Source organism: Marinibaculum pumilum, assembly GCF_042646425.1.
GTDB lineage: Bacteria > Pseudomonadota > Alphaproteobacteria > Ferrovibrionales > Ferrovibrionaceae > Marinibaculum > Marinibaculum pumilum.
In genome coordinates, this window is sequence record NZ_JBHRTR010000054.1 from 710856 (window position 1) to 734905 (window position 24050).

At 71.7% G+C, this 24050-nt stretch carries 21 protein-coding genes; 8 read left to right on the forward strand and 13 right to left on the reverse strand.

Translation table 11 applies throughout. The features are described 5' to 3' along the window. The first annotated feature begins 21 nt into the window (after window positions 1-21). The 3 genes from aroC to ACFOGJ_RS30165 all read left to right on the forward strand — a co-directional run bounded on the left by aroC (window position 22) and on the right by ACFOGJ_RS30165 (window position 2483). Window positions 22-1143, forward strand: a complete 1122-nt coding sequence (gene aroC, locus ACFOGJ_RS30155; RefSeq protein WP_379907048.1) for a chorismate synthase — start codon at window positions 22-24, stop codon at window positions 1141-1143. A gap of 117 nt (window positions 1144-1260) precedes the next feature. Then, window positions 1261-2187 (forward strand): peroxidase-related enzyme, encoded by a 927-nt coding sequence (locus tag ACFOGJ_RS30160; RefSeq protein WP_379907050.1) that lies wholly within the window; start codon window positions 1261-1263, stop codon window positions 2185-2187. 5 nt (window positions 2188-2192) lie between these two features. Next, the gene (locus ACFOGJ_RS30165; protein WP_379907051.1) at window positions 2193-2483 is read left to right on the forward strand and encodes an HNH endonuclease; all 291 of its coding nucleotides are present in this window, start codon (window positions 2193-2195) and stop codon (window positions 2481-2483) included. A gap of 45 nt (window positions 2484-2528) precedes the next feature. Here ACFOGJ_RS30165 and ACFOGJ_RS30170 read toward each other — a convergent pair whose 3' ends face one another. Beyond that, a complete protein-coding gene (locus ACFOGJ_RS30170) occupies window positions 2529-2900 on the reverse strand; it encodes a VOC family protein (protein WP_379907052.1) in 372 nt (123 codons plus the stop codon). A 116-nt stretch (window positions 2901-3016) separates the two neighbouring features. Here ACFOGJ_RS30170 and ACFOGJ_RS30175 point away from each other — a divergent pair, with 116 nt between their 5' ends. Then, the gene (locus tag ACFOGJ_RS30175; RefSeq protein ID WP_379907053.1) at window positions 3017-3958 is read left to right on the forward strand and encodes a helix-turn-helix transcriptional regulator; all 942 of its coding nucleotides are present in this window, start codon (window positions 3017-3019) and stop codon (window positions 3956-3958) included. Here the strand turns inward: ACFOGJ_RS30175 and ACFOGJ_RS30180 are convergent. The 3 genes from ACFOGJ_RS30180 to ACFOGJ_RS30190 all read right to left on the reverse strand — a co-directional run bounded on the left by ACFOGJ_RS30180 (window position 3889) and on the right by ACFOGJ_RS30190 (window position 11108). Further along, complete coding sequence (locus ACFOGJ_RS30180) at window positions 3889-6867, reverse strand: autotransporter family protein (RefSeq protein ID WP_379907054.1); 2979 nt, start codon at window positions 6865-6867, stop codon at window positions 3889-3891. The genes ACFOGJ_RS30175 and ACFOGJ_RS30180 overlap by 70 nt on opposite strands. A 46-nt stretch (window positions 6868-6913) precedes the next feature. Beyond that, window positions 6914-9808 carry an autotransporter family protein gene (locus ACFOGJ_RS30185; RefSeq protein WP_379907055.1) on the reverse strand — a complete coding sequence of 965 codons (2895 nt, stop codon included), beginning with the start codon at window positions 9806-9808 and terminating at the stop codon, window positions 6914-6916. A 196-nt stretch (window positions 9809-10004) separates the two neighbouring features. Beyond that, the gene (locus ACFOGJ_RS30190) at window positions 10005-11108 is read right to left on the reverse strand and encodes a class I SAM-dependent methyltransferase (protein WP_379907056.1); all 1104 of its coding nucleotides are present in this window, start codon (window positions 11106-11108) and stop codon (window positions 10005-10007) included. Window positions 11109-11208: 100 nt separating this feature from the next. On the opposite strand from ACFOGJ_RS30190, the gene ACFOGJ_RS30195 reads away from it, so the two are divergent. Then, window positions 11209-11811: a hypothetical protein gene (locus ACFOGJ_RS30195; protein WP_379907057.1), complete on the forward strand. Its 603-nt coding sequence runs from the start codon at window positions 11209-11211 to the stop codon at window positions 11809-11811. A 3-nt stretch (window positions 11812-11814) separates the two neighbouring features. On the opposite strand, the gene ACFOGJ_RS30200 is transcribed toward ACFOGJ_RS30195, so the two are convergent. From ACFOGJ_RS30200 to ACFOGJ_RS30210, 3 genes are read right to left on the reverse strand one after another with little or no spacing between them, the layout of a single operon-like run. Continuing rightward, a complete protein-coding gene (locus ACFOGJ_RS30200; protein WP_379907058.1) occupies window positions 11815-13116 on the reverse strand; it encodes a class I SAM-dependent RNA methyltransferase in 1302 nt (433 codons plus the stop codon). Between the two features lie 49 nt (window positions 13117-13165). Next, complete coding sequence (locus ACFOGJ_RS30205; RefSeq protein ID WP_379907059.1) at window positions 13166-13924, reverse strand: TlyA family RNA methyltransferase; 759 nt, start codon at window positions 13922-13924, stop codon at window positions 13166-13168. Beyond that, window positions 13921-15375, reverse strand: a complete 1455-nt coding sequence (locus ACFOGJ_RS30210; protein WP_379907060.1) for an MATE family efflux transporter — start codon at window positions 15373-15375, stop codon at window positions 13921-13923. Before ACFOGJ_RS30210 ends, ACFOGJ_RS30205 begins: the two co-directional genes overlap by 4 nt. 235 nt (window positions 15376-15610) lie before the next feature. Between ACFOGJ_RS30210 and ACFOGJ_RS30215 the strand changes: the two genes are divergently transcribed. Then, a complete protein-coding gene (locus ACFOGJ_RS30215) occupies window positions 15611-16072 on the forward strand; it encodes a hypothetical protein (RefSeq protein ID WP_379907061.1) in 462 nt (153 codons plus the stop codon). A 28-nt stretch (window positions 16073-16100) separates the two neighbouring features. Here the strand turns inward: ACFOGJ_RS30215 and dxs are convergent, their stop codons facing one another. The 5 genes from dxs to ACFOGJ_RS30240 all read right to left on the reverse strand — a co-directional run bounded on the left by dxs (window position 16101) and on the right by ACFOGJ_RS30240 (window position 21114). After that, window positions 16101-18029, reverse strand: a complete 1929-nt coding sequence (gene dxs, locus ACFOGJ_RS30220; RefSeq protein WP_379907094.1) for a 1-deoxy-D-xylulose-5-phosphate synthase — start codon at window positions 18027-18029, stop codon at window positions 16101-16103. 314 nt (window positions 18030-18343) lie between these two features. Then, window positions 18344-19243 (reverse strand): polyprenyl synthetase family protein, encoded by a 900-nt coding sequence (locus ACFOGJ_RS30225; protein ID WP_379907062.1) that lies wholly within the window; start codon window positions 19241-19243, stop codon window positions 18344-18346. Between the two features lie 5 nt (window positions 19244-19248). Continuing rightward, window positions 19249-19524, reverse strand: coding sequence for an exodeoxyribonuclease VII small subunit (locus ACFOGJ_RS30230; protein ID WP_379907063.1), 276 nt, complete (start codon window positions 19522-19524; stop codon window positions 19249-19251). Window positions 19525-19585: 61 nt separating this feature from the next. Then, window positions 19586-20044 (reverse strand): hypothetical protein, encoded by a 459-nt coding sequence (locus tag ACFOGJ_RS30235; RefSeq protein WP_379907064.1) that lies wholly within the window; start codon window positions 20042-20044, stop codon window positions 19586-19588. A 131-nt stretch (window positions 20045-20175) separates the two neighbouring features. Further along, window positions 20176-21114, reverse strand: a complete 939-nt coding sequence (locus ACFOGJ_RS30240; RefSeq protein WP_379907065.1) for a histone deacetylase family protein — start codon at window positions 21112-21114, stop codon at window positions 20176-20178. Window positions 21115-21394: 280 nt separating this feature from the next. On the opposite strand from ACFOGJ_RS30240, the gene ACFOGJ_RS30245 reads away from it, so the two are divergent. Beyond that, on the forward strand, window positions 21395-21931 hold the full coding sequence (locus tag ACFOGJ_RS30245) for an Hpt domain-containing protein (RefSeq protein ID WP_379907066.1): 537 nt from the start codon (window positions 21395-21397) through the stop codon (window positions 21929-21931). A 37-nt stretch (window positions 21932-21968) separates the two neighbouring features. On the opposite strand, the gene ACFOGJ_RS30250 is transcribed toward ACFOGJ_RS30245, so the two are convergent. Beyond that, window positions 21969-22520, reverse strand: coding sequence for a response regulator (locus tag ACFOGJ_RS30250; protein ID WP_379907067.1), 552 nt, complete (start codon window positions 22518-22520; stop codon window positions 21969-21971). Between the two features lie 302 nt (window positions 22521-22822). Here ACFOGJ_RS30250 and hemA point away from each other — a divergent pair, with 302 nt between their 5' ends. Continuing rightward, window positions 22823-24037 carry a 5-aminolevulinate synthase gene (gene hemA / locus ACFOGJ_RS30255; protein ID WP_379907069.1) on the forward strand — a complete coding sequence of 405 codons (1215 nt, stop codon included), beginning with the start codon at window positions 22823-22825 and terminating at the stop codon, window positions 24035-24037. The last annotated feature ends 13 nt before the right edge of the window (window positions 24038-24050 follow it).

A 24050-nucleotide genomic window follows, 5' to 3' on the forward strand; every position in this document is an offset into this window, starting at 1 on the left:
ACCCGGCCGCCGCCGCCCGCCATGTCCGCCAACAGCTTCGGCACTCTGTTCCGCGTCACCACCTGGGGCGAAAGCCATGGGCCCGCGCTCGGCTGCGTGGTGGACGGCGTACCACCGCGCCTGCCCCTCGACGAGGCAGCGATCCAGCGCTGGCTCGACCGCCGGCGCCCCGGCCAGTCGCGCTTCACCACGCAGCGGCGGGAGCCGGACCAGGTTCGTATCCTCTCCGGCACTTTCGAGGGGCAGACCACCGGCACGCCAATCCAGCTGCTGATCGAGAATGTCGACCAGCGCTCGAAGGATTATTCGGAGATCGCGCGCACCTTCCGCCCCGGCCATGCCGACCTGGCCTATTGGGCGAAGTACGGCATCCGCGACTATCGCGGCGGCGGCCGTTCCTCGGCGCGGGAGACCGCGGCGCGGGTGGCTGCCGGCGGTGTTGCCCGGCTGGTCCTGGGGCCTGACGTCACGATCCGCGGCGCCCTGGTGCAGGTCGGCCCGCACCGCATCGACCGCGCCCGCTGGGACTGGGCGGAGGTGGAGCGCAATCCGTTCTGGTGCCCGGATCCCGAAATGGTGCCGGTCTGGGAGCGGCATATCGATGAGCTGCGGCGGGCCGGCGATTCCACCGGCGCGGTGATCGAGGTCGTGGCCTCCGGCATGCCGATGGGCCTGGGCGCACCGATCTACGGCAAGCTCGATGCCGAACTCGCCGCGGCAATGATGAGCATCAACGCCGTCAAGGGCGTGGAGATCGGCGACGGCTTCGCGGCGGCGGAGGCGACCGGCAGCGCCCATGCGGACGAAATGCGGGCCCGCCCCGCACCTCCCGGCAGCAACACGCCGGCCGGGATCGACTTCCTGTCCAACCATGCCGGCGGCGTCCTGGGCGGCATCTCCACCGGCCAGGACCTGATCGTCCGCTTCGCCGTGAAGCCCACCTCCTCGATCACCACGCCGCGCCGGTCGGTTGACATCGACGGCCGGGATATCGATGTGGCGACAAAGGGCCGTCATGACCCCTGCGTCGGCCTCCGCGCGGTTCCGGTGGGCGAGGCGATGGCCGCCTGCGTGCTGGCGGACCAGTTGCTGCGCCATCGCGGCCAGGTGGGCGAACCGGCCCGCTTTCCCCGGTCCGATTGAAACGCCGGACCGACTGACGCACCCGCCGCCCGCGCCGTTGCCGTCCGGCGGCTTGGCGGCGAAGCTTGTCCCGCTGCACCGCCCCGGGCATCGCGGCGACATCAAGGGAGAAAACGGATGAGCCAGCCGAAACACGTCCACGCGCTGAAGATCCCGCAGCCGAAGCGGTCGGCGATGTCGGAGCGTACCCAGAAATACTTCGACAAGTGCGAAGAGAAGCTGGGCATGGTGCCCAACGTGATCGCCGCCTATGCCTTCGACGAGGACAAGCTGAACGGCTTCTCCGCCATGTACAACGAGCTGATGCTCGGCCCCTCCGGCCTCAGCAAGCTGGAGCGGGAGATGATCGCCGTCACGGTGTCCAGCATCAACCACTGCTACTACTGCCTGACCGCGCATGGCGCGGCTGTGCGGGAGCTGTCCGGCGACCCGGTCCTGGGCGAGCTGATGGTGATGAACTACCGCGCCGCCGACCTGCCGAAGAAGCAGCGCGCCATGCTCGACTTCGCCGCCAAGCTGACGGAGACGCCGGACAAGATGGAGGAGGAGGACCGCAAGGCGCTGCGCAAGGCCGGCTGGACCGACCGCGACATCTGGGACATCGCCGCCACGGCCAGCTTCTTCAACATGTCGAACCGCATGGCGGCGGCGATCGACATGATGCCGAACCTCGAATACCACGGCCAGGCGCGGGGCGATCGTGCCCGCAAGGACGGGGCCCCGGCTGCGGCGATCGCCGAGGCTCTGCGCTCCGGCGCCCGCAAGAGCCATCTCCAGGCGTCAAGCGCGAAGCCGAAGGGGGCCAAGAAGGCGAAGAGCGCCAAGGGCGCCGCGGCGAAGCATGTCGCCCAGGCGGAATCGGAGGAATCCGAGGCCGCGACCAAGGCCCGGCTGGCGCGAGGCCGCAGGGCCGGCGCCGCGAAGCCGCACCGCGCCAGCGCGGCCGAAGCCGCGGGGGCGAAGGCGGCGGCGGGGATGTCTGCGGCGGACCGCGCCGCCGCAGCCCGGGCCCGCAAAGGCGGCAGGCGGAAGGCGACGGCCTGAGCGGCATGCCGCCCGCCCTGCCCGGCAACTGTCCGATCTGCGGCCGGCCGCTGGTCGACGGGCCGAGCATCGACCGCCATCACTGGCGGCCCAAGTCGCATGGCGGCCGCGACTGGAGCTGGCTGCACCTGGTCTGCCACCGGATGATCCACCGCCGCTTCAGCGAGACGGAGCTGGCGGCCGCCTACGACACGGCCGCGGCGGTCGCCGGCGATCCCGACATTGCCCGCTTCGTGCGCTGGGTGCGGAAGAAACCGGCCGACTATGTCGACTGGCCGAAACGTCCGCGGCGGTAGGACGGCCGGCCCGCCACGGACCGGCCGCCATGCCGCGCCGGCCGGTCAGCCGCCGCAATAGGCTTCGATCCGGTAACCGTCCGGGTCGATGACGAAGCCGGCGAAATAGTCCGCGCCATAGTCCGGCCGCAGCCCCGGGGCGCCGTTGTCGCGCCCGCCCCGGGCCAGGGCCGCTTCGTGAAACGCCGCCACCGCCGACCGGTCCGGCGCCTCGAAGCACAGATGCAGGCCCGGCCGCGGATCGCCGGGCGACACACCTTCCTCCTTCAGAAGCCACAGCCCGATGGCGTCGGCGCCATAGCCCAGATGGGCCTCGCCGCTGTCCAGGCAGCGATAGCCGAGCGGCGCCAGCGCCGCATCGTAGAGGTCCCGGGCGCGCGCGATGTCGGCAACGCCGATGGAGACATGGTTCAGCATCCTTATCCTCCTGTCCGATGCCGCTCGCCGGGGCACGGAACGCCCTGTCGCCGGCCGCGGTGAAGGAGGCCGGATTCCGCGGGCGGCGGCTTGGGGATAATTGCTATCCTTGCGGCATGAGCACGACTTGGCGCCCCCTGGCAGAGGATCCGCGCGGCGGCTGGAGCGCCGTGGCGATCACCTGCCGCGCCGGCCCGGCGGACCGGCCGTTCGAGGAATGCCACGGGCGGTCCTGCATCGCCGTCGTGACGAAAGGGACCTTCGGCTACCGCTCAACCCTCGGCGATGCGGAACTGGCGCCCGGCGGCGTCATGCTGGGCAATGCCGGCCAGGTCTATGAATGCGGCCACGACCATAGCTGGGGCGATACCTGCATCGCCTTTCACTATGACGAGGCCCTGCTCGACACGATATGTCGCGATCTGCCCGGGATCCGCCAGCGGCGGTTCGCACGGCCGCACCTGCCGCCGCTGGAGTCCCTGCTGCCGCTCGCCGCGCAGGCGGAAGCGCTGGCCGCCGCACCGGATCCGGCAGCGCTGGAGGAACTGGCCCTGGCGCTCGCCGGGGCCGTCCTGGCAGGCCAGGAAGGCGCCCCCCCGGTGCCGCGATCGCCGGGCGCGAAGGACCGAAGGCGGGTGGCGGAGGCTCTGCAGCGACTGGAGCGGGAGCAGGCCGAGCCGCTCTCCCTGGAGGCGCTGGCCGCCTCGGCCGGGGTCAGCAGCTTCCACTTCCTGCGCAGCTTCGCCGCGATCGTGGGGACGACCCCCTACCGCTACCTGCTGCGCGCCCGCATGCAGCATGCGGCCGTCGCACTGCGCCTGACCGCGGAGCCGGTGGCCGCCATCGCCTTCGATGCCGGCTTCGGCGACCTGTCGACCTTCAACAACCGCTTCCGACGGCAGTTCGGCATGACGCCGACGGCATGGCGCCGGCAGGCGGGCCGCCGGGCGCGGATTGACGGGCAGGGCCCGGCTGGCCGCAGCGCCATTCAGAAGCCGAGCCGCAGCTTCGCCGTCACCGCATGCACGGTCAGGCCGGACTGCAGCTGCACGTCATAGCCCGCGGCGAAGCCCAGGCGCGGGCCCAGCTCCGCCTGCAGCCCGGCGCCCAGCACCGCGGCATCCCGGCCCAGGCTGTCGGAGGCGACCTGGAAGGCGGCGCCGCCGGCCGTGGCGAAGCGGCTGTCGACCGAGACGTTGGTGTCGGCGAATTCGTGCAGCCAGCGGCCGCGGACCTCCGGCGTGATCCGGCGGCCGTCGTCCAGCATGAAGGGTGTCGCCAGCGACAGGCCGAGACCCGATTTCACGCTGCTCACCCGGTCGCCCGAAACCGCAAGGTTCAACGCACCGGCGCCGGTCTCCGTATAGCCGCCGGTGTCCAGCCGCAGCGCCTGCAGGCTGGCGACCGGGGTCAGCGCGACCGGCCGCCCGGCCAAAGCGAGGTCGAAGCGGTAGCCGCCCTCGGCATAGGCGGAATATTCCGTGCCGTCATAGCGGCCCTCTGCCGAGGTGTTGACGGTGCCGAAGACGATGTCGCGGCGGTTCTCGTAGCGGTTCAGCGCCAGGCCCAGCCCGCCCTCCAGCGACCAGGGCCCGTCCCACCAGCCGGCATAGAGCCCGCCCTGATAGCTGCGCATGCGCTGGCTGTTGCTGCTGTCCAGATAGCCGACATCGGCCCGCGCATAGCCCAGGCTGGCGCCGACGATCAGGCCGTCGGCCAGCCGGTAGTCGATGCCGGCCGCCGCACCGCCCAGGGTGGCGTCGTAGCGCGAGCCCTGGTCGTTGCCGCGCCGCAGGGTGCGGGTGCCGTAGGGCTGCAGCCAGCCGCCCCAGTCAGTCTCGGTGCCGGTCATCGCGGCCAGGCTCGAGCCTGCGCCGACATGCAGGGCCGGTCCCGCCGCCACGGCGCTGCCAAGGCCGTCCACCGGCCCGGCGAAGCGCGGCCGCGCCAGCCGCGCCGGGCCGGTCGCGTCCGCGGCCAGCCGGCTCGCCTCCGCCAGTCCGGCGGGACTCAGCGGCGCCGCGCCGAGCGCCTGCAGCGCCAGCATGCTCTCCCCCGCATCGCCGGCCAGGCCCAGCCGGACCGCCGCCACCCGCTGCGACGCCGCGCCGAGGAACTGCGCGCTGCTCGCCCGCCCGGTGACGCCGGCAGTGGTCGGCACCTCCGACATGTCCTCCAGCGCCTCGCGGATCTGCCCCTGCGGCAGGTCGTCGAGCGCGTCGAACACCCCTTCGAAGGCGGCATTGCCGCGCTGCGCATCCAGCGCCGCCGCGACCCCGTCCTGGTCGGCATCGGCGCCGATATCGGTCAGTTCCTCGCGGCCGACCAGTACGGTGACCCCGGTCGCGCTGCGCTCCAGGGTGAAGGTCACCGCACCGATCGCCGCCGGGTCCGCCAGCGAAGCGGCGTCCACCGCATCGCCGGTCACCACCGCGAAACGGGTGCCGGCATCCGGCGGCGTCTCGCCCAGCAGCGCCACCTGCAGGCCGCCCTTCAGGCTGGCCGTGCCGCCGCTGACCGCCAGCCGGTCCGCAGCCGTCGACGACAGCTCCGCCAGCAGGATGCCGCCGCTCTGGGTGAAGGGGCCGGCGATGCCCAGGCTGCCGATCGCACCCGTCCCGCCGGGAGAGATCGTGCCGCCCGTCTGCGTCACCCCCTGGGAGGCCGTGACGGTGCCGCTGCCGGACAGGGTGCCGCCGCTCAGCCGCAGCCAGGGCGAGACCAGGCTGCCGGCCACCGCGACGGTGCCGGCCGCCAGGGTGCTGCCGACCTCCGCGGTCAGCGTTCGCCCGGCGGCGATGTCCAGCACGGCCGAATCATTGTCGACCATCAGGCTGTCGATGCGCGGGTCCATGTCCAGCACGGTGGTGCCGGCCTGGTTCAGGGTGACGTTGTAGTAGCGCGCGCCCCCGTTGTTCACATAGCCGGTGGAATTGTCCGGCACGACCCCGCCCGACCAGTGGGCGGCGGACGACCAGCTGCCGTCCCCGGCCTGGCCCGCGACCTCCTTCAGGAAGGCGTTGGTCGACAGCCAGTCCAGGTAGTTGGCGACGTTGGTCCAGATCTCCAGGTCGCCATAGCCGGTATAGACCTGGCCGCCGATCTCCACCGCGATGCTCTGCGCCACCGCGGTGCCGTCGCCGCCGGCCAGGACGCCGACCTGCACCAGGCTGCCGTCTGGCATGACCAGGAACAGCGGCCCGCCGCTGTCGCCGGCGACCGTCGCCCCCTCGCCCTCCAGCGCCTCGGCACTGCCCAGGCTGGAATAGGAGGGATCGCCCGGCCGGTCGAAATCTGCCGCCAGCACCACCAGGGCATTGTCGGCCAGCGGATCGCCGTCGCGGTCCGCCGGCAGGCCGCTGCCGGCAGCGACGAAGTCCAGCACGTTGTAGGCGAAGCGCCGCTTGCCGTCATAGACCAGGGCGGCCGGGTCGCTGCCGGTGAAGGCGCCGCCATAGCCCACCGTCAGGACCCTGCCGCCGGCTGCCGGCTGGCTGGTCGTCAGGATGACCGGGGTGATGCCGGCAACCGGCCTGTCCAACGCGACGATGGCGATGTCGTGGAAAGCCAAATTGCCCTCTGCCGTGCGGAAATCCGGACGCACCACCACCGACTGCACGTTCGCCGCGACCGTCGTGCCGGACACGGGGCTGAAGCTGACCTCCATCTGCGGGCCCGCCGCGTCGGACTGAACGGTCTGGGAGGCATCGTCCTCGAAACAATGCGCCGCGGTCAGCAGGGTGCGGGCATTGATCAGGCTGCCGGTGCAGCTGCTCTGCCCGCCCTGCCGCAGGGAACCGACATTCGGATAGGCATTGCCGCTGTCGTACCAGTCGGCGACGCCGCCGGCCGCCGCCGCCACATCGTCGCGGACCGAGATCGCATGCGCCGCCGCGAGCGGCGCGAGCAGCCCTGCGGCCGCCGCGGTTCCCAGCAGGAATCGCTTCGTCTTGCCCTGTCCGGCCATCGTTTCCTCGCTTTTCTTGTTGCGTCCGCAACCCAGCCGGCCCCGGTCAGAACGCGACCCGGACCCGGCCGGTGACGGCCTGGGCGGAATAGCCCTCCTGCAGCTGCACGTCATAGGCGGCACCCAGGGTCAGCCGCGGGCTCAACTGCGCCTCCAGCCCGGCGCCCAGCAGCGCCGCATCGCGCCCCAGATCGCCGGAGGAGACCTGGAACGCGCCGCCGCCGGCGGCGGCGAAGCTGGCATCCACCACCGTGTCCGTGTCGCCGAACTCGTGGCTCCAGCGCGCCCGCAGCTCCGGCCGCAGGGTGGTGCCGTCCTGGAATGCCATCGGATAGGCCAGGGCCGCGCCCAGGCTCGACCGCAGGCTGGTCACCGTGTCGGACGCCACCGACAGGTTCATCGCCCCGGCGCCCGTCTCGGTATAGCCGTCGGTCTGCAGCCGCAGCGCCTGCAGGCCCGCCAGCGGCACGAGTTCCAGCCTGCCGGGGCCGCCCACAGCCACCTCGTGGCGGTAGCGCCCTTCCGCATAGGCGGAATATTCGCGGCCGTCATAGCGGCCTTCCGCCGTGGCGTTCGTGGTGCCGAAGTTCAGGTCGCGCCGGCTCTCGTAGCGGTTCAGCGCGAAACCCAGGCCGGCATCGGCAGACCAGGGACCCTGCCACCAGCCGCCATAGACCCCGGCCTGCCAGGCCCGGCTCTTCACCTCGTCGGTAATCTCCCGATAGCCGGTATCGGCCTTCGCATAGCCCAGGCTGGCGCCCACCAGCAGGCCTTCCGTCACCCCGTCGCCGCGCAGCAGATAGTCCGCGCCGCCGGTGACCCCGCCGACCGTCGTGTCCCAGCGGTCGCCCACCGCATCGCCGCGCCGCGCCGCCCGCACCCCGTAGGGCTGCGCCCAGACGCCCCAGCGCAGTTCCGTCGAGGCCAGGCCGAAACCGCTGTCCCGGCCCAGTGCGAAGACCGGCGCCTCCGCCAGTGTGGCACCCTGCGCATCCGTCGGGCCCGACAGCCGCGGCCGCACCAGGCGCTCCCCCGCCGGTGCCTGTTCCGCCGCCAGCAAAGCTGCCGCCTCCGGCGCCGGGCTCAGCAGCGCCCGCAGGCCCGCCGCGTTCGCCGATCCAAGTTCGCCGCCGCCGCTGCGCACCGCCCCGACCCGCTGCGACGCCGCCCCCAGGAACTGCGCCGAGGTCGTCCGCGACGTCGCGCCGGCCGTAGTGGAGACGCCGCCCAGCTGGTCCAGCGCCCGCGCCATCTGGAACGACGGCAGCGGGTCCAGGCTGTCGAACAGGCCGGCAAAGGCCGCCTGCCCGCGCATGCCGTCCAGCGCCCCGGCGACCGACCGGCCCGTCGCGCCGTCCGCCTGGCCGGCCAGGGCCTGCCGGCCGACCACCACCTGCAGGTCGCTTCCCGCCGCGCGCAGGCTGAACGTCACCGCACCGATATCCGCCGGCGCCGCCAGCGCGGCCGCGTCCATGCTGGCGCCGCTGGCCACCGTGAACACCGCCCCGTCCGCCGGCGGCGCCGTGCCCAGCAGCGCCACCTGCAGCCCACCAGCCAGGCTGACCGCGCCGCTGGCGCTCAGGCGGTCGGCCGCCGTCGACGACAGCTCCGCCAGCAGCACGCCGCCGGTCTGGCTCACCGGTCCGGTCACCGTCAGGGTGCCGATCGCCCCCGCCCCGCCGGGCGAGATCGTGCCGCCGGTCTGCGTCACCGCCGCGGTTACCGTGCCGCTGCCCGACAGGGTGCCGCCGGTCACCCGCAGCCAGGGCGCCACCAGGCCGCCCGCGACATCCACCTGGCCCGCTGCCAGGGTGGTGCCGACCTCCGTCGTCAGGGTCCAGGGCGAAGCCAGCGCCAGCGCGGCGCCGTCATTGTTCACCGTAAGGGTGTCGACGGTCGCGTTCATGTCCAGGGCGGTGGTGCCGGCCTGGTTCAGGCTGACGTCGTAGTAGCGCGCCGCGCCCCCCGCGACGAAGCCGGAGGCGTTGTTCGGCACGACCCCACCGGACCAGTGCGAGGCCGCCGACCAGGAGCCGTCGCCGGCAACCGCACTGGCCGTTTGCAGGAAGCTGTTGCTCGACAGCCAGTCCTGGAATGTCCAGACGGCGGGCCAGAAGTCGACATCGCCATAGGTGATGACGGTCGTACCGTCGGGCAGTTCGGCCGCCTCGAAATCGACCCCCTGCGGCGGGTAGCCGCCGCTCAGCACGCCGATCTGCAGCAATTGGCCGTCGGCCAGAGTCACGAACATCGGCCCGCCGCTGTCGCCGGGCAGCACCGAGCCTTCGCCGGTAATCGCGACGGCGGCCCCCAGGCTGTTCGTGCTGGGATAGCCGGGCGCGTCGAAGTCGATCGCGGCCACCACCTGGCTGCTGTCCTGGCTGCTGCCGTCCTGGGTCGGCGGCAGGCCGGTGGCCGCGCCGACGAAATCCAGAACGTTGTAGGACACCCGCCTGCGGCTGTCGGAGATCGCGCCATCCGGGTCGCTGCCCAGCGCGGAGAGGCCATAACCGACCAGGATCACCCGCTGGCCCGTCGCCTGTTCCGATGTCGCCACGACGACCGGCGTGAGGCCGGTCACCGGACGGTCGAAGGCGATCAGGGCGATGTCGCCGGTCGGGATCTCGCCGGCGAAGGCGGCGTTGACCCGCACCGATGTCGCCTGCGCCGTCGCAGCGGCGCCGGCCTCCGGGCTGAAGCTGACATTGGTCAGGCGCCCCAGCCCGTCGGCCTGGTTGGTGGTTCCGGTAAAAAAGCAGTGCGACGCGGTCAGCATGGACCGGGCATTGAGGAGGGTGCCGGTGCAGTAGGATTCGGTGCCGATGCGGATCGCGCCGACATTCGGATAGGCGTTGCCGCTGTCGTAGTAGGCGGCAATGCCGTCGGGCGCGGCGTCGTCCCGGATCGAGATCGCCTGCGCCGCGCCAGTCGGCGCCAGCACGGCGCATGCCGCAACAGTCCCAAGCCAGATTTTTGGCGTCATTCCGCAGCCCTGCACGCAACAATCATTCCTGCGAGCTATCCACCACCACCCGCAGGCAACGGCAAGCGGTGCAGTTGCCGCAGCCTGCGATCCTGGAAGATCCGCGCGGATTTCAGGACATACGGTCGGGTCGACCGGGGCCGGCAGCCGACGGTCAGCCGTGCCGGCGGAAGACCTGGTGCTTGGAAAGGAAGGCAATTCCCTCCGTCTGCAGGGCGGCGCCGTGCGGCGCGAACAGGGCCGGCAGGTCGGCCTGCACATAGTCGCGGAAATAGGGTTCATGAAAGCCGTGCGGGAACAGGTCCAGCAGCCCGTCCCAGTCCGGGCGGTCGCCCTTCTGCAGCGAATCCACCAGGACGATGGCGCCGCCGGGGCGGGTCACCCGCACCATCTCGGCCGCCACCCGGGCCCGCACCTTCCGCGGCAGTTCGTGGAACAGGAAGACCGCGCTGACGGCGTCGAAATGGCCGTCCGGCCAGGGCAGGTCTTCCGCCGCGCCCTGGCGCCAGTCCATCCGCGGGCGCGGTCCGGCCCGGCGTCGCGCATGCTCCAGATAGGCCGGGCTCAGGTCCAGCCCGGTGACCTGGGCGCCCGGCCAGTTGTCCTTCAGCGTGGCGGTGAAACGGCCGGTTCCGCAGGCCAGGTCCAGGAGCCGCAGCCGGCGCTGCGGCCGGCCGGCCAGGGCGGCCCGCATCTCCGGCAGGACCTGGCGGCGCATCGCGCCGGCCGCGCCGGTGAACAGAACCTCCACCTGCATGTCGTAGAGTTCGGCGCTCTCCGCCGTCAGATAGCCGCCGGTCTGGAAATGAAAGGCCTGCCGGAAATAGGCGGGTAGGTCCGCCAGATCGGCCTCGTCCAGCGCGGGATCGCCGGTGGCGGCGATGACCTCCCGCGACTGCCGCCGCCGGTCGACGACCGGAAGGTCGCGCCGGAACAGGCGGCTGCGCCGCAACTCCCGCCAGGGCGAAGGCGCCCGGATCGGTGCGCGATAGGCGCATGCCTCCATGTTGGCCAGGTCGCGCCGGAACAGGCCCGCAAGGTCGCGCATCAGTGCGGCGCGATCCGGCACCGGGCCGACCGGCCAGGGCGGCGGGCCCAGCGAGGCGAGGCTGCGGAACGCCAGAGCATAATGACCCGCATACCAGGCAACCCGCACCGCCTGATAGGCGGTGTAGGCGGTCCTGCGCCCCAGCATCGCGGGCGACGGCGGCGCGCCGCGCCGCCGGTCGGCGAGCCGCGCAGATCCGGAATGAGGCATGGCCGGCGACTGCATCATGCCGTTAATGTGCAACCGCGTGCTCCGCATTCAACTGCGGACCTCCGGGCCCTGGACCACTGGCAAAGCGGGAGAGCTGCCGATGATCGACCTGGAACGATGCGGGGCCGTGCATACCCTGATCCCCCACCTGACCCGTCCCTTCCTGGCCGCCCTGCTGGCCTGCGCCGTCATCGTCCCGGCGGCACGGGCGCACGATCCCAGCGACATCGCCGTGGAACTCAGCACCTTGACGCGGGATGCCGGCGATGCCGGGAACCTCATCGGCCTGCCGGTGCAGGTCTCGGTGACCTGCGGCAACCGCATGCGCTCGATCCTGCACGGCACCCTGCAGGACTACGACAGGGGCACCGCCAGCGCGGCGGAGCAGAAGAAGCACATCCAGATCGTCTGGCTGCCGGCCGGCTGCACGGACATCGTGCTGCACGGCAAGATCCTGCGGCGACCGCATTCCGACAGCTTCTTCGACCGGATGATCGAGAATATCGGCCGCAACAATTACCTCACCGACGGCGATATGGGCGCCAATCCCGACTGGTGGGAGATCTTCGACACCAGCGTGCTGTTCCACAAGTGCCAGCAGGACGCGATCGACGATCCGGAGCCGGGCTCGGAGAAGACCTACCGCGCCTCGATCTCCCTGCGCCGGGAGGACGGCTATTTCTGCACCCTTGTCGCCGAATAGCCGCTACCGCTCCAGCAGCGCCACCACCTCCAGATGCGGCGTCCAGAGGAACTGGTCGTAGAGCCGTACTGCGCCCAGCCGCCAGCCGCCCGCGAACAGCCGCTCCAGGTCGCGCGCCAGGGTGACCGGGTTGCACGACACCGCCGCCAGCCGGCGCAGCCCGGCCGGCGCCGCCGACGCCAGGGCGGCGGCCTGTTCGGCCGCGCCCTGGCGCGGCGGGTCCAGGATCGCCGCGTCGTAGCCGGCCAGATCCGGACCGACCAGGGGGAAGCGGGCAAGGTCGCGCGCCTGCACGCCGACCCGGCCGCCGCGGCCGGCCGCATCCGCCCCCGCCTGCAGGGCGGCCAGCGCCGTCTTGTCGCCGTCGACCGCATGGATCGTGGCCGCGTCGACCAGCGGCAGGGAAAGGGTGCCGCAGCCGGCATAGAGGTCCAGGATCCGGCTGGCACGGTCCAGCCAGCCGGCGACGTCCGCCTGCATCCGCGCCTCGATCGCCGCCACCGCCTGCAGGAAACCGCCGGGCGCCGGCACGACGGGCACCGGCCCGAACCGCAGCAGCGGCGTGCGGCGCAGCAGCACCGGCTCCGCCGGCCGCCGGTCGTCGGCCGCCGTGGAGAGCCGCGCCAGGTCGGCCGTCTCGGCGAAGTCGACCAGCTGCGGCCAGACATCGGGCGGCGTCACGGCGGCGCCGCGCAGCACCAGGTCCAGCCCGCCCTCCGTCGCCGTGGCCTGGACGGCCAGCGCCTGTCCGGGGCGCAGCAGTTCCGCCCCCAGGGCGCGCAGCGGCGGCAGCACGGCAAGCAGTTCGGGCGCACAGACCAGACAGGCGTCGGAGAGGTCCTCCACCCGGTGGCTGCGGCGGCCGCGGAAGCCGATCCGCACCCCGTCCGGCTGCCGCAGCAGCGCGAAGCCGGCCCGCCGGCGCGACCGTTCCGGCGCCACGACCGGCGCGGGCACCTGCTCCGGCGGCACGCCGGCCCGCGCCAGCGCGTCCCGCGCCAGCCCCGCCTTCCAGTCCAGATAGGCGGGCCAGGCCAGCATCTGCATCTGGCAGCCGCCGCACCCCTGGCCGCCAGGCGGCGGGAAATGCGGACATGGCGCGGCCACCCGCTCTGCGCCGGCTTCCAGAAGCTCCGTCAGATCCGCCGCCACGGGGCCTTCCTTGCCGCTGCCCGGCCCGCCGGCCTGCGGCCGCACCCGCACCCGGTCGCCGGGCACGGTGCCGGCCGCGAACAGGCGCCGGCCGTCCGCGCTCTCCACCAGGCCGTCGCCGCCGCGGCCCAGGCCGATGATCCGACCCTCCACTGCCGGCTGCGGCGCCGTGCGGCGTGGCGGCCGGCCCTGCCGGCCGCGCCTAGGCTTTGCGGCCATGCAGCAGGAACTCCCGGTTGCCCTGGGGACCGGTGATCGGGCTCGGCTCGATCCCGCTCACGGTCCAGCCGTCCTGCACCGCCAGCCAGTCGGCGATGGTGGCGCAGACTTCCTCGTGAACGGCCGGGTCGCGGACCACGCCGCCCTTGCCCACACGCTCCCGCCCCGCCTCGAACTGCGGCTTCACCAGGACCGCCAGTTCGCCGGGGCTGCGGACCAGCGCCAGCGGCGCGGGCAGCAGGGTGCGCAGGCCGATGAAGCTGGCGTCGCAGACCAGCAGGTCGACAGGCTCCGGCACCTGCTCGGCTGTCAGGTGGCGGGCATTCACCCCCTCCAGCACCACGACGCGGTCATCCTCCCGCAGCTTCCAGGCCAGCTGCGCGCGGCCCACGTCGACCGCATAGACGCGGGCGGCGCCATGTGCCAGCAGGACATCGGTGAAACCGCCGGTGGAGGCGCCGATGTCCAGGCAGGTCCGCCCGCCCGGGTCGATGCCGAAACGGTCGATGGCATGGGCCAGCTTCAGCCCGCCGCGACTGACCCAGGGATGGTCCTGGCCGCGCAGCTCCAGCGCCATGTCGCCCGCCACCGGCATGCCGGGCTTGTCCAGCCGGCGTTCGCCGGAGAAGACCTGCCCGGCCATCACCAGCGCCTGTGCCCGCGCCCGGCTCTCCACCAGGCCGCGCTCGACCAGCGCCTGGTCGAGCCGCTGCCGGCCGCGCGGCTTGCCGCCGCCGCTCATGCCGCCGCCGCTCTTGCCGCGGACGACCATAGCGCTGTCAGCCGGCGCATCCGGAACAGGAAGCGGGCGGTCAGGGTCACCGCCGCCACGGCCAGGCCGGCGGCCAGGGCCCACCACAGCCCCTCGCCCCGCAGGTCCAGCTCGAACCCGAGATAGAGCGCCAGGGGGAAGGCGATCACCCAGTAGCCGACAGCGACGATCGCCATCGGCACCGCGGTGTCCTTCAGGCCCCGCAACGCCCCATTGGCCGCCACCTGCGCGCCGTCGACGATCTGGAAGACGGCGGCGATGGCCAGGTAGGCGGCCGCCATTTCCGCCACCGCCGGCGAGCCCGGCTCGGACAGGTCCAGGAACAGGCTGGCGATCGGCCCGCCGGCCAGCCAGAACATCACCGCCATCACCGCCATCACCGCCAGGGCGGAGGCGGCACCGGCCTTGCCCGCGCGCAGGGCGCCGGCAGCATCGCGCCGGCCGGCGAACAGACCGACCCGGACGGTTGTGGCCTGCGACAGGCCATAGGGGATCATGAAGGTCACCGCGGCACATTGCACCGCGATCTGGTGCGCCGCCAGGGCGGTCACGCCGAAGAAGCCCATCAGGAAGGCCCCGGCGGAAAAGATGCCGACCTCCAGCAGCAGGGTGATGCCGATCGGCACGCCGATCCGCAGCAACTGGCCGAACATCTGCCAGTCCGCCCGCCAGAAGCGGCCGAAGATCGCATAGCGCCGGAACTGCCTGTCGACCAGGACAAGGGCAACCAGCGCCGCCAGCATCGCATATTCTACCGCCGTGGAGGCCAGCCCGGCGCCCACCACGCCGAGTTCCGGCAGGCCCCAGGCGCCGAAAACAAGGCCATAGTCCAGCACCGCGTTCGCCGGCAGCGCAGCCAGCGACACCAGCAGCACCGGCCGGCCGCGGCTCAGCGAGGCCATGAAGCCGCGCAGTGCGGCAATGGCGAAGGCGGGCAGCAGGCCGGGCATCGCAGCCAGCACATACAGACCGGCATCGGTCGCGACCGCCGGTTCCTGCCCCATCGCCCGGAAAGCCGGGCCGGCAGCCAGGCACAGCAGCATCGCCGGGATCGCCAGGGCGATCGCCACCCAGAGGCCCTGCCGCACCGCACGGCGCACGGCCCGCACATGGCCGCGCCCGCCCTCGCCCAGGCGCTGCGCGATCAGCGGCGACACGGCGCTGACGACGCCGAGGCCGAAGACATAGGGCATGAAGAAATAGTTCGCGCCCAGGCCGCCGGCCGCCAGGGTCTCCGGGCTGTACCAGCCCATCACCACGACGTCGGTGACGGCCAGCCCCATCCACGCCAGCTGGCTGCCGGCCAGCGGCAGGCCCAGCGCCCAGGTCGCCGCGAGCTCGCGCAGCCAGGGGCCGCGCGACGGCCGGCCCGCAGGGGCGGAGCCGGGCGGCGCCCGCACGCCGGCAATGTGATCGACCATGGCAGCCTCGGCGGAGGTTCCGGACGCGACGGCCGCCGCCCGGCCCGGCATCCCAAATCGCGCCGGGCCGCCCCTTTACCCCAGTCCGCCCGTCTTGTCAGGCCCGGTCGCATGGCCGCAATCCGGCCATGGAACCGCCCCGGCTGCACCTCCGTGCGGCCATCAAGCCGGCGGGTTTCCGGGTCAGAACAGTGCCGATCCGCCGCCACGGCCGGCGACGGGCATGGAGGATGTGATGCCGAAACAATGGATCTCGCGGACGTGCCGCCGGGCCGCCGCATCGACCGCCGTACTGCTGGCCGCCCTGGCCACGGGCGCCGCCCTCACCCCTGCCGCGGCGGAAACCGCCGCACGCGACCACCTCTGGTACCTGTTCGCCACCTACGGCAGCGGCAACCTGCACCAGCAGGACAAGGATTATTCGGGCACCGTCTCCGTGCGCTGCCTGACCGATCCGGGTCAGAAGGCGGAGGCGATCTTCAGCAAGGTGGGCCACAACAGCCGCCATCTGGAGGCCGTGCTGAGCTGCAGCGGCGACTATCTGGTCGAGGGCAAGATCCAGCGCGGCTGGAACGGCCCCTGGATCACCTGCACAAGCGCGATCTACAAGCCGATCTATGACAACTATGCCAGGTACCAGTTCGCGAACGACCGCTTCACCGGGCTGACCTGCGCCATGCAGGGCAAGACCAGCTGACCCCTTGCTTTCGGGCCCTGCCGCCGCCTCAGGCCCGTGCCGGCTGCTCCGCGCTGCGGCCGAGCGCCGCCAGGGCGGTGGCGACCATGTCGGGGGCGGCCAGGCCGGCGATCTCGTACTGCCGGTCAGGCTTGTCATGGTCGATGAAGCGGTCGGGCAGGATCAGCGGCCGCAGCTTCAGGCCGTTCTCCAGCAGGCCTTCATGCGCCAGGAAGTGCATGACATGGCTGGCGAAGCCGCCGATGGCGCCTTCCTCCACCGTGATCAGCACCTCATGCTCCCGCGCCAGGCGGCGCACCAGGTCCTCGTCCAGGGGCTTGCAGAAGCGGGCGTCGGCGACCGTGGTGCCCAGGCCGCGTGCGGCCAGTTCCTCCGCCGCCTTCAGCGCCTCCTGCAGGCGGCCGCCGAAGGACAGGATCGCGACGGTGCCGCCCTCCCGCAGGATCCGGCCGCGGCCGAGCTCCAGCGGCTCCGGCCGGGCGGGGATCTCCACGCCGGTCCCCTCGCCCCGCGGATAGCGGAAGGCGCTGGGCCGGTCGTCGATGGCCGCCGCCGTCGCGGTCATCCGCGCCAGTTCCGCCTCGTCCGCCGCGGCCATCACCACGAAGCCCGGCAGGCTCGCCAGGTAAGTGATGTCGTAGCTGCCCGCATGGGTGGCGCCATCGGCGCCCACCAGCCCGGCCCGGTCGATGGCGAAGCGCACCGGCAGCGACTGGATCGCCACGTCGTGCACCACCTGGTCGTAGGCCCGCTGCAGGAAGGTGGAATAGATCGCCGCAAAGGGGCGCATGCCTTCCGCCGCCAGGCCCGCGGCGAAGGTGACGCCGTGCTGCTCGGCAATGCCGACGTCGAAGGCGCGGTCGGGAAAGCGGGCGGCGAACTTGTCGACCCCGGTGCCGGAGGGCATCGCGGCGGTCAGGGCGCAGATCCGCTCGTCGCGCTCCGCCAGGCCGATCAGCGCGTCGGCGAAGACCCCGGTATAGGACGGCGCCTTGGGCGTGCCCTTGGACTGCGCGCCGGTGATCACGTCGAACTTCGAGACCCCGTGATACTTGTCCTTCGCCGCCTCCGCCGGGGCATAGCCCTTGCCCTTCTGGGTCACGACATGGATCAGGATCGGCTTGTGGCCGGGGGCGTCCCGGGCATTGCGCAGGACCGGCAGCAGATGCTCCAGGTTGTGGCCGTCCAGCGGGCCGACATAGTAGAAGCCCAGTTCCTCGAACAGGGTGCCGCCGGTCACCAGGCCGCGGGCATATTCCTCCGCGCGGTGCGCCGTTTCCTCCACCCGGCGCGACAGCGCCTTGGCGACCTGCTTCGCCAGCTGGCGCAGGCTGAGATAGGAGCGCGACGACAGAAGCCGCGACAGATAGGCGCTCATCGCGCCGACCGGCGGCGCGATCGACATGTCGTTGTCGTTCAGGATCACGATCAGCCGGCTGTCCATCGAACCGGCATTGTTCATCGCCTCGTAGGCCATGCCGGCCGACATCGCGCCGTCGCCGATTACGCAGACGACGTTGTTCTTCTCGCCCTTCAGGTCGCGGGCGACTGCCATGCCCAGGCCGGCGGAGATCGAGGTAGAGGAATGCGCCGCGCCGAACGGGTCGTACTCGCTCTCGCTGCGGCGGGTGAAGCCCGACAGGCCGCCGCCCTGCCGCAGGGTGCGGATCCGGTCGCGGCGGCCGGTGAGGATCTTGTGCGGATAGGCCTGGTGGCCGACATCCCAGATCAGCCGGTCCGTCGGTGTGCGGAAGACGTGGTGCAGCGCGACGGTCAGTTCCACGACACCGAGACCGGCCCCAAGATGGCCGCCGGTATGCGAGACGGCGTCGATGGTCTCCGCCCGCAATTCGTCGGCAAGCTGCCGCAGTTCCTCCAGGTCGAAACCCCGGCAGTCGGCAGGCAGATGAACCCTGTCCAGCAGCGGCGTGCGGTTGCTGATATGGCGCTGCGCCATCTCGTCCGAACCGGCCCCCGGGGCGCCATCCGCGCCGTCGCGGGCGTCGCCGGTCCGGCCAGGCTTGCCGCTATCGGCCATCTCTCATCTCCATTCGCGGCCGGCACGGCAGGAACGCCGGGACCGCGTCCATCGCGGTTCCGTCCACTGCCCGCATCAAGCCTGGACCCGCTGGTTCCGGATCGCCACGCCGGCCCGGTCCCGCCCCGCGGGAACCCGTTCGACCCGACGCCGCCCATCGCGGCGCCGCATGGCCATTCCATATTACGCCCGGCATCCCTGGTTCCGACCGGGCTGTTCCACCCCGGCCTGCGTCAGAATTCCCGGACCACGGCAAAAGCCGCCAAGTCGCGCAGCAGTTTGGCTCTTTCGCCAAATATTTCAAGGTGCTGGCTGGCCTGGTCGCCGAGCATCGCCGCCTGCTGGCGTGCCTGCTCGAGCCCCAGCAGGGCAACGAATGTCGCCTTCCCGGCCGCCATGTCCTTGCCCGGACTCTTACCCAACTGAGTCGCATTCCCGGTCACGTCCAGCACATCGTCGGTGATCTGGAAGGCGAGGCCCAGGTCATGGGCATAGGCCTTCAGCGCCAGCCGCTGCTCCTCCGTTGCCGCGCCCAGCAGGGCGCCGGCGGCACAGCAGAAGCCGATCACGGCGCCCGTCTTCATCTGTTGCAGTCGGGTGATCGCGGCAAGGTCGGCCTCGTCATGGGAAACCGCCAGGTCGATCGCCTGGCCCGCGACCATGCCCTGCGGGCCGGCCGCCTGGGCCAGCGCCTGGACCATCTGCACCCGGACCCTGGCGTCGGGATGCAGCCGGGCATCGGCCAGCAGTTCGAAGGCCATCGTCAGCAGGGCGTCCCCGACCAGGATCGCGACCGCCTCATCGAACTTCACATGAACCGTCGGCTGGCCCCGGCGCAGGGCGTCGTCGTCCATCGCCGGCAGGTCGTCATGCACCAGGGAATAGGTGTGCAGCAGTTCCACCGCCGCCGCCGCCTGCAGCGACTGCGCCCGCGGCACGCCGAACATGTCGGCGGTGGCGACAGTGAGGAACGGCCGCAGCCGCTTGCCGCCGCCCAGCACGGCATAGCGCATCGCCGCCAGCAGGCGGTGCTCCGGCCCTTCCACCGGCGGCAGGACCGCCTCCAGCCGCGCTTCGACAGCGGTGGCGATGCCTTCCAGTGCGGGAAGGAAGGCAGGGCTGAGATCCGCCATGCCGCTCAGTCCTGCTGGTCGAAGGGCTCGGTGCCGGCCGGCAGCCCGTCGGGGCCCAGCCGGACCCGTTCGATCCGTTCTTCCGCCGCCTTCAGCCGCGCCTCGCAATGGCGCCGCAGGTGCATTCCGCGCGCATAGATGGCGATGCTCTCCTCCAGGTCGACATCGCCGGCCTCGAGCCGGCCGACGATCTCGTCCAGTTCTGCCAGGGCCTGTTCGAAGCTCATCGCGGCGATATCCGCCGGCAGGGCGTCGGCGGCCGGCTCGGCAGTATCGGTCATCGTCGGACGCACTCCTCCATGCCTGACATCCCGGCGCCCGGCAGCTTTCTCCCGGCCCGGCTCACTTCACCCGCCGGCAGCCGCTCGAACCGACGGCCATGGCCAGGGCATCGGCCAGGTCGCGGCCGTCCACCGCAGACATCGGCTCGTTGCCCTTCACCTGCTTGTTGCAGGAGATCGTCGCCCCCGAGGCAGACAGCCCCTGCGTGGCCGTGGCACAGGTGACCGGGATCATGACCTCGGGGCCGGCGGCCTGGATGTAGAAATCCTCCGCCGTATCGGCCCGAAGCTCCAGATCGACCCTGTGCTTCATGCCCTCGCACTGGTAGCTCACCGCTTTCGGGCTGTTGTCGTCGACGGAGGTGATCGGCGCCATGTCCGCCGCCGACGCGGCGCCGGCCGCCGCTGCCAGCAGCAGGGCGCCGCCGACCAGGGCCGCCGCACCCGAACGCCCCGGCAGGCATCGCACCATTCCGGGTCCCGTCGCCGGCCGCCGCCAGCCTTCCGTCCGCTCCTGCATCCTGTCCGCCTTCTCTCGCCTGACCTGATCTCACCCAAACTTGCCGTCATGCCGCCGCGGCTCGCGGCGGCGGCGCAGTGTGACCACGCCGCCGGCCCGGCGCAACCAACGCCGTTGGGCGGCGCCGCGCCTCAAGCCGGCGCCGGGGCGTGGATCAGCGCCGCCACATGTTCCCGCGCGGCGCTTCCCAGCGCGGAGAGGCTGTAGCCGCCCTCCAGGACGGAGACCAGGCGCGCACCGGCATGGCGCGATGCCAGGCCGCAGAGCTCGGCCGTCGCCCAGCCATAGTCGGCATCCTGCAGGTCCAGCTCCGCCAGCGGATCGCCGGTATGCGCGTCGAAGCCGGCGGAGATCATCACCAGGTCGGGGGCAAAGGCGTCCAGCGCCGGCAGCACCTGGTCCGTCATGGCGGCACGGAACCGGTCCGATCCGGCACCGGGCGGCAGCACGGCATTGAGGATATTGCCGCAGCCGCGCTCGTCCGGCCGGCCGGTACCCGGATAGAGCGGCCATTGATGGGTGGAGGCATAGAACAAAGCCGGATCGGCGGCGAAGGCCGCCTGCGTCCCGTTGCCGTGATGGACGTCGAAATCCACCACCGCCACCTTGCCCGCCCCCCAGGCGGCCCGCGCCTGCGCGGCGCCGATCGCCACATTATTGAACAGGCAGAAGCCCATCGACCGCTCCGGCTCGGCATGATGGCCGGGTGGGCGCACCGCGCAGAAGGCGTTCCGTGCCGCGCCGCCCATCACCGCATCCACCGCCGCACAGACCGCGCCGGCGGCGCGCAGCGCCGCCTGCCCGGAGCCGGGCGACATGGCGGTGTCCATGTCGATCGCGACCTGCCCTTCCGCCGGCACAGAGTCCAGCAGGTTGCGGATGAAGTCCTCCGGATGGACCCGCGCGATCTGGGCCAGCTCCGCCAGCGGCGCATCGCGGCGCTCCAGAGCTTCGAAACCGGGGCCTTCCAGCGCCGCCAGCACGGCCCGCAGCCGGTCCGGCCGCTCCGGATGGCCGGGTCCCGGATTGTGCTCCAGGCAGTCCTGGTGGGAAAACAGCAGGGTCGTCATGCGGCCGCCGATCCTCTCTCTCCCGCCGGATGCGCGGGAGCCGTGCTTGCACCTGGCGCCGGCAGGGCCGGCGCATGCCTGCCCGTATCATAGCCGCGCGGCGGCCGGGGCATGAACCGGCATCGGCCGGCCGCGATGTCGCGCTCCCGGCTCCGCCGGAGGGAAGAGGCGCGGCCCGGGGTGAATCTGTTAGACTGCCGCCGGCAGGGCGCCGATCATCCTGGCTGGCGCGGCCGGGTGGCGGACGCCGTCGGGGAGACTGCCCAGAGGCATGGCTGGCATGGCGACAATCCCACAGAAGAACGGCAAGACGGATGCCGGCCGCACCGGAAACGGCGAAAAGGGCGGCAAGGTGGAGATCATCCACCCGCCGAACCTGCTGAAGATGAAGGTCGGCAGCGGCGGCGTCGATCCCGACCGGATCGCCAAGGCGGAGGCCGCCGTGGCGGAGCTCGCCGAAAGCTATATCGACTGGGCGCTGAAGGACCTGGCGGAGCTGCAGGCCCGACTCGCCGCGATCCGGGCGGAGACGGCGGACCGGCGGCAGCGCGTGCTCGACCTGTTTCAGACGGCGCACGACATGAAGGGCCAGGGCGCCACCTTCGGCTATCCGCTGGTCACCCAGGTGGCGAAGCATCTCTGCCACTATATCGAGGGCCAGCTGGAACGGGAGCAGCTGCCCGACCTGACCATCGTGAGCGCCCATGTCGACGCGCTCGCCGCGATCCTGCGGGGTCGGGTCGCCGGCGATGGCGGCGCCACCGGTGCGGCACTGGTCCGGGAACTGGAAGAGCTGGTGCGGCGGAAGCTGAAATAGATCCCGGAAACAATTGGCCGGCACCGGTCCGGCGCCGTCAGAGCAGCACCGTCTCCCCGTCGCTCTGGTCGCCGGACGGCCGGCCCGCGCCGTCCACCCCGTCCGGTTGCCGTCGTTCCGGACCGGCATAGCGGGGATCGTTGCGGCGCCGCCGGTCGGGCCCGAAATACCCGTTGCAGCGGATGAACGGCCGGGGGCGCTCGATGATTTCGACGAACTTGGCCAGCACAGCGTTGATGGTGATCGGCTTGACCAGGAACTCTGTCACCCCGGCGTCTCGCGCACGCTCGATCCGGCTGCGTTCCGCATGGGCGCTCATCATGATCACCGGCAGGTAGGGGTTGGGGCTCCTGGGGTCGCGCCGCAGGCGCAGCACGAAGTCGATGCCGGAGCCGGGGTTCAGCACCCAGTCGCAGAAGATCACGTCGACATTGTGCCGGCGCACCTGATCGAAGGCCTGCTCGACGGTCTCCGCCTCCAGCACCTGCCCGACGCTGAGGCCGCGCAGGATGGCTCGGACGACCGCGCGCATCTGGAGGTTGTCGTCCACGACAAGGACGCTCACCTGGCTGAGATCGCCTACCGACATTCCCTGGTCCGTGACCTGCCCTCTACCGTGACCTGCACCTGTACCGTGGCCTGCGTGGCGCCGTGACGCATGCGGCCATCTGCGGCACCTCGGGATGCGACACAGGCCGCACTATTTGGTAGAAACCCTACCCCTATTTACTAGTGGGGAAGGGGCGGGCGGCGCAACGAACCGAAAGAACGATGCCGTCGCCGGATCGCCGCCTCGGCGCAGTCGCCAAGGCTTCTGGCGCCCAAGGCTTCTGGCGCCCAAGGCTTCTGGGAGATGTGGACCGGACCGTCGCGAGGACAAGGACCGCCGCAATGGACTACGAACGATATTTCGCCGATGCGATCGCCGGGCTGAAGGCTGAGCGCCGCTACCGCGTGTTCGCGGAACTCGAGCGGCAGGTGGGGCGCTACCCGAAGGCCCTGGCGCATGGCCCGGAAGGATCCGTCCGGGAAATCACCGTCTGGTGCTCCAACGACTATCTGGGCATGGGGCAGCACCCGGTGGTGCGCGAGGCGATGAAGCAGGCCGTGGACCGTTTCGGCGCCGGCGCCGGCGGCACCCGCAACATCTCCGGCACCCACCATCCGATCGTCCAGCTGGAGCGGGAACTGGCCTCCCTCCACGGCAAGGAGGCGGCTTTGGTCTGCACCTCCGGCTATGTCGCCAACGATGCCGCGATCGCCACCATCGCCGCCCGGCTGCCCGACTGCCTGATCCTGTCGGACGAGCTGAACCATGCCTCGATGATCGCCGGGATCCGCCATTCCGGCGCCGAGAAGCAGATTTTCCGGCATAACGACCTGGATCATCTCGAGGAACTGCTCGCCGCTGCCGGACCCGGCCGGGCGAAGCTGGTGGTGTTCGAATCCGTCTATTCGATGGACGGCGACATCGCGCCGGTGGCGGGGATCTGCGCGCTCGCCGAACGCTATGGCGCCTTCACCTATCTGGACGAGGTGCATGCCGTCGGCATGTACGGACCGCAGGGCGCCGGCGTCGCCGCCGCACAGGGGGCGATGGACCGCATCGACGTGATCGAGGGCACCCTGGCCAAGGCCTACGGGGTGCATGGCGGCTATATCGCCGGCTCCGCCAACCTGGTGGATACCGTCCGCTCCTATGCGCCGGGCTTCATCTTCACCACCGCGCTGCCGCCGGCGGTGGCCGCCGGTGCGCTGGCCAGCATCCGGCACTTGCGCGGCAGCGATGCGGAGCGGCAGGCCCAGCAGGCCGCCGCGGCGGACCTGAAGCGGCGGCTGACTGAGGTGGGCCTGCCTGTCCTAGACGGCGACAGCCATATCGTGCCGGTGCTGGTCGGCGATGCCGCCCTGGTGAAGACCGCCAGCGACCTGCTGATGGAGATGCACGGCATCTACATCCAGCCGATCAACTATCCGACGGTTCCCCGCGGCACGGAACGCCTGCGCATCACACCGGGCCCGCACCACGGCGCGGCGGACATGGACGCGCTGGTCGCCGCGCTGCTGGACGTCTGGCAGGTGCTGGAGCTGCGCCGGGCGGCCTGAAAAGTCCGCTGCA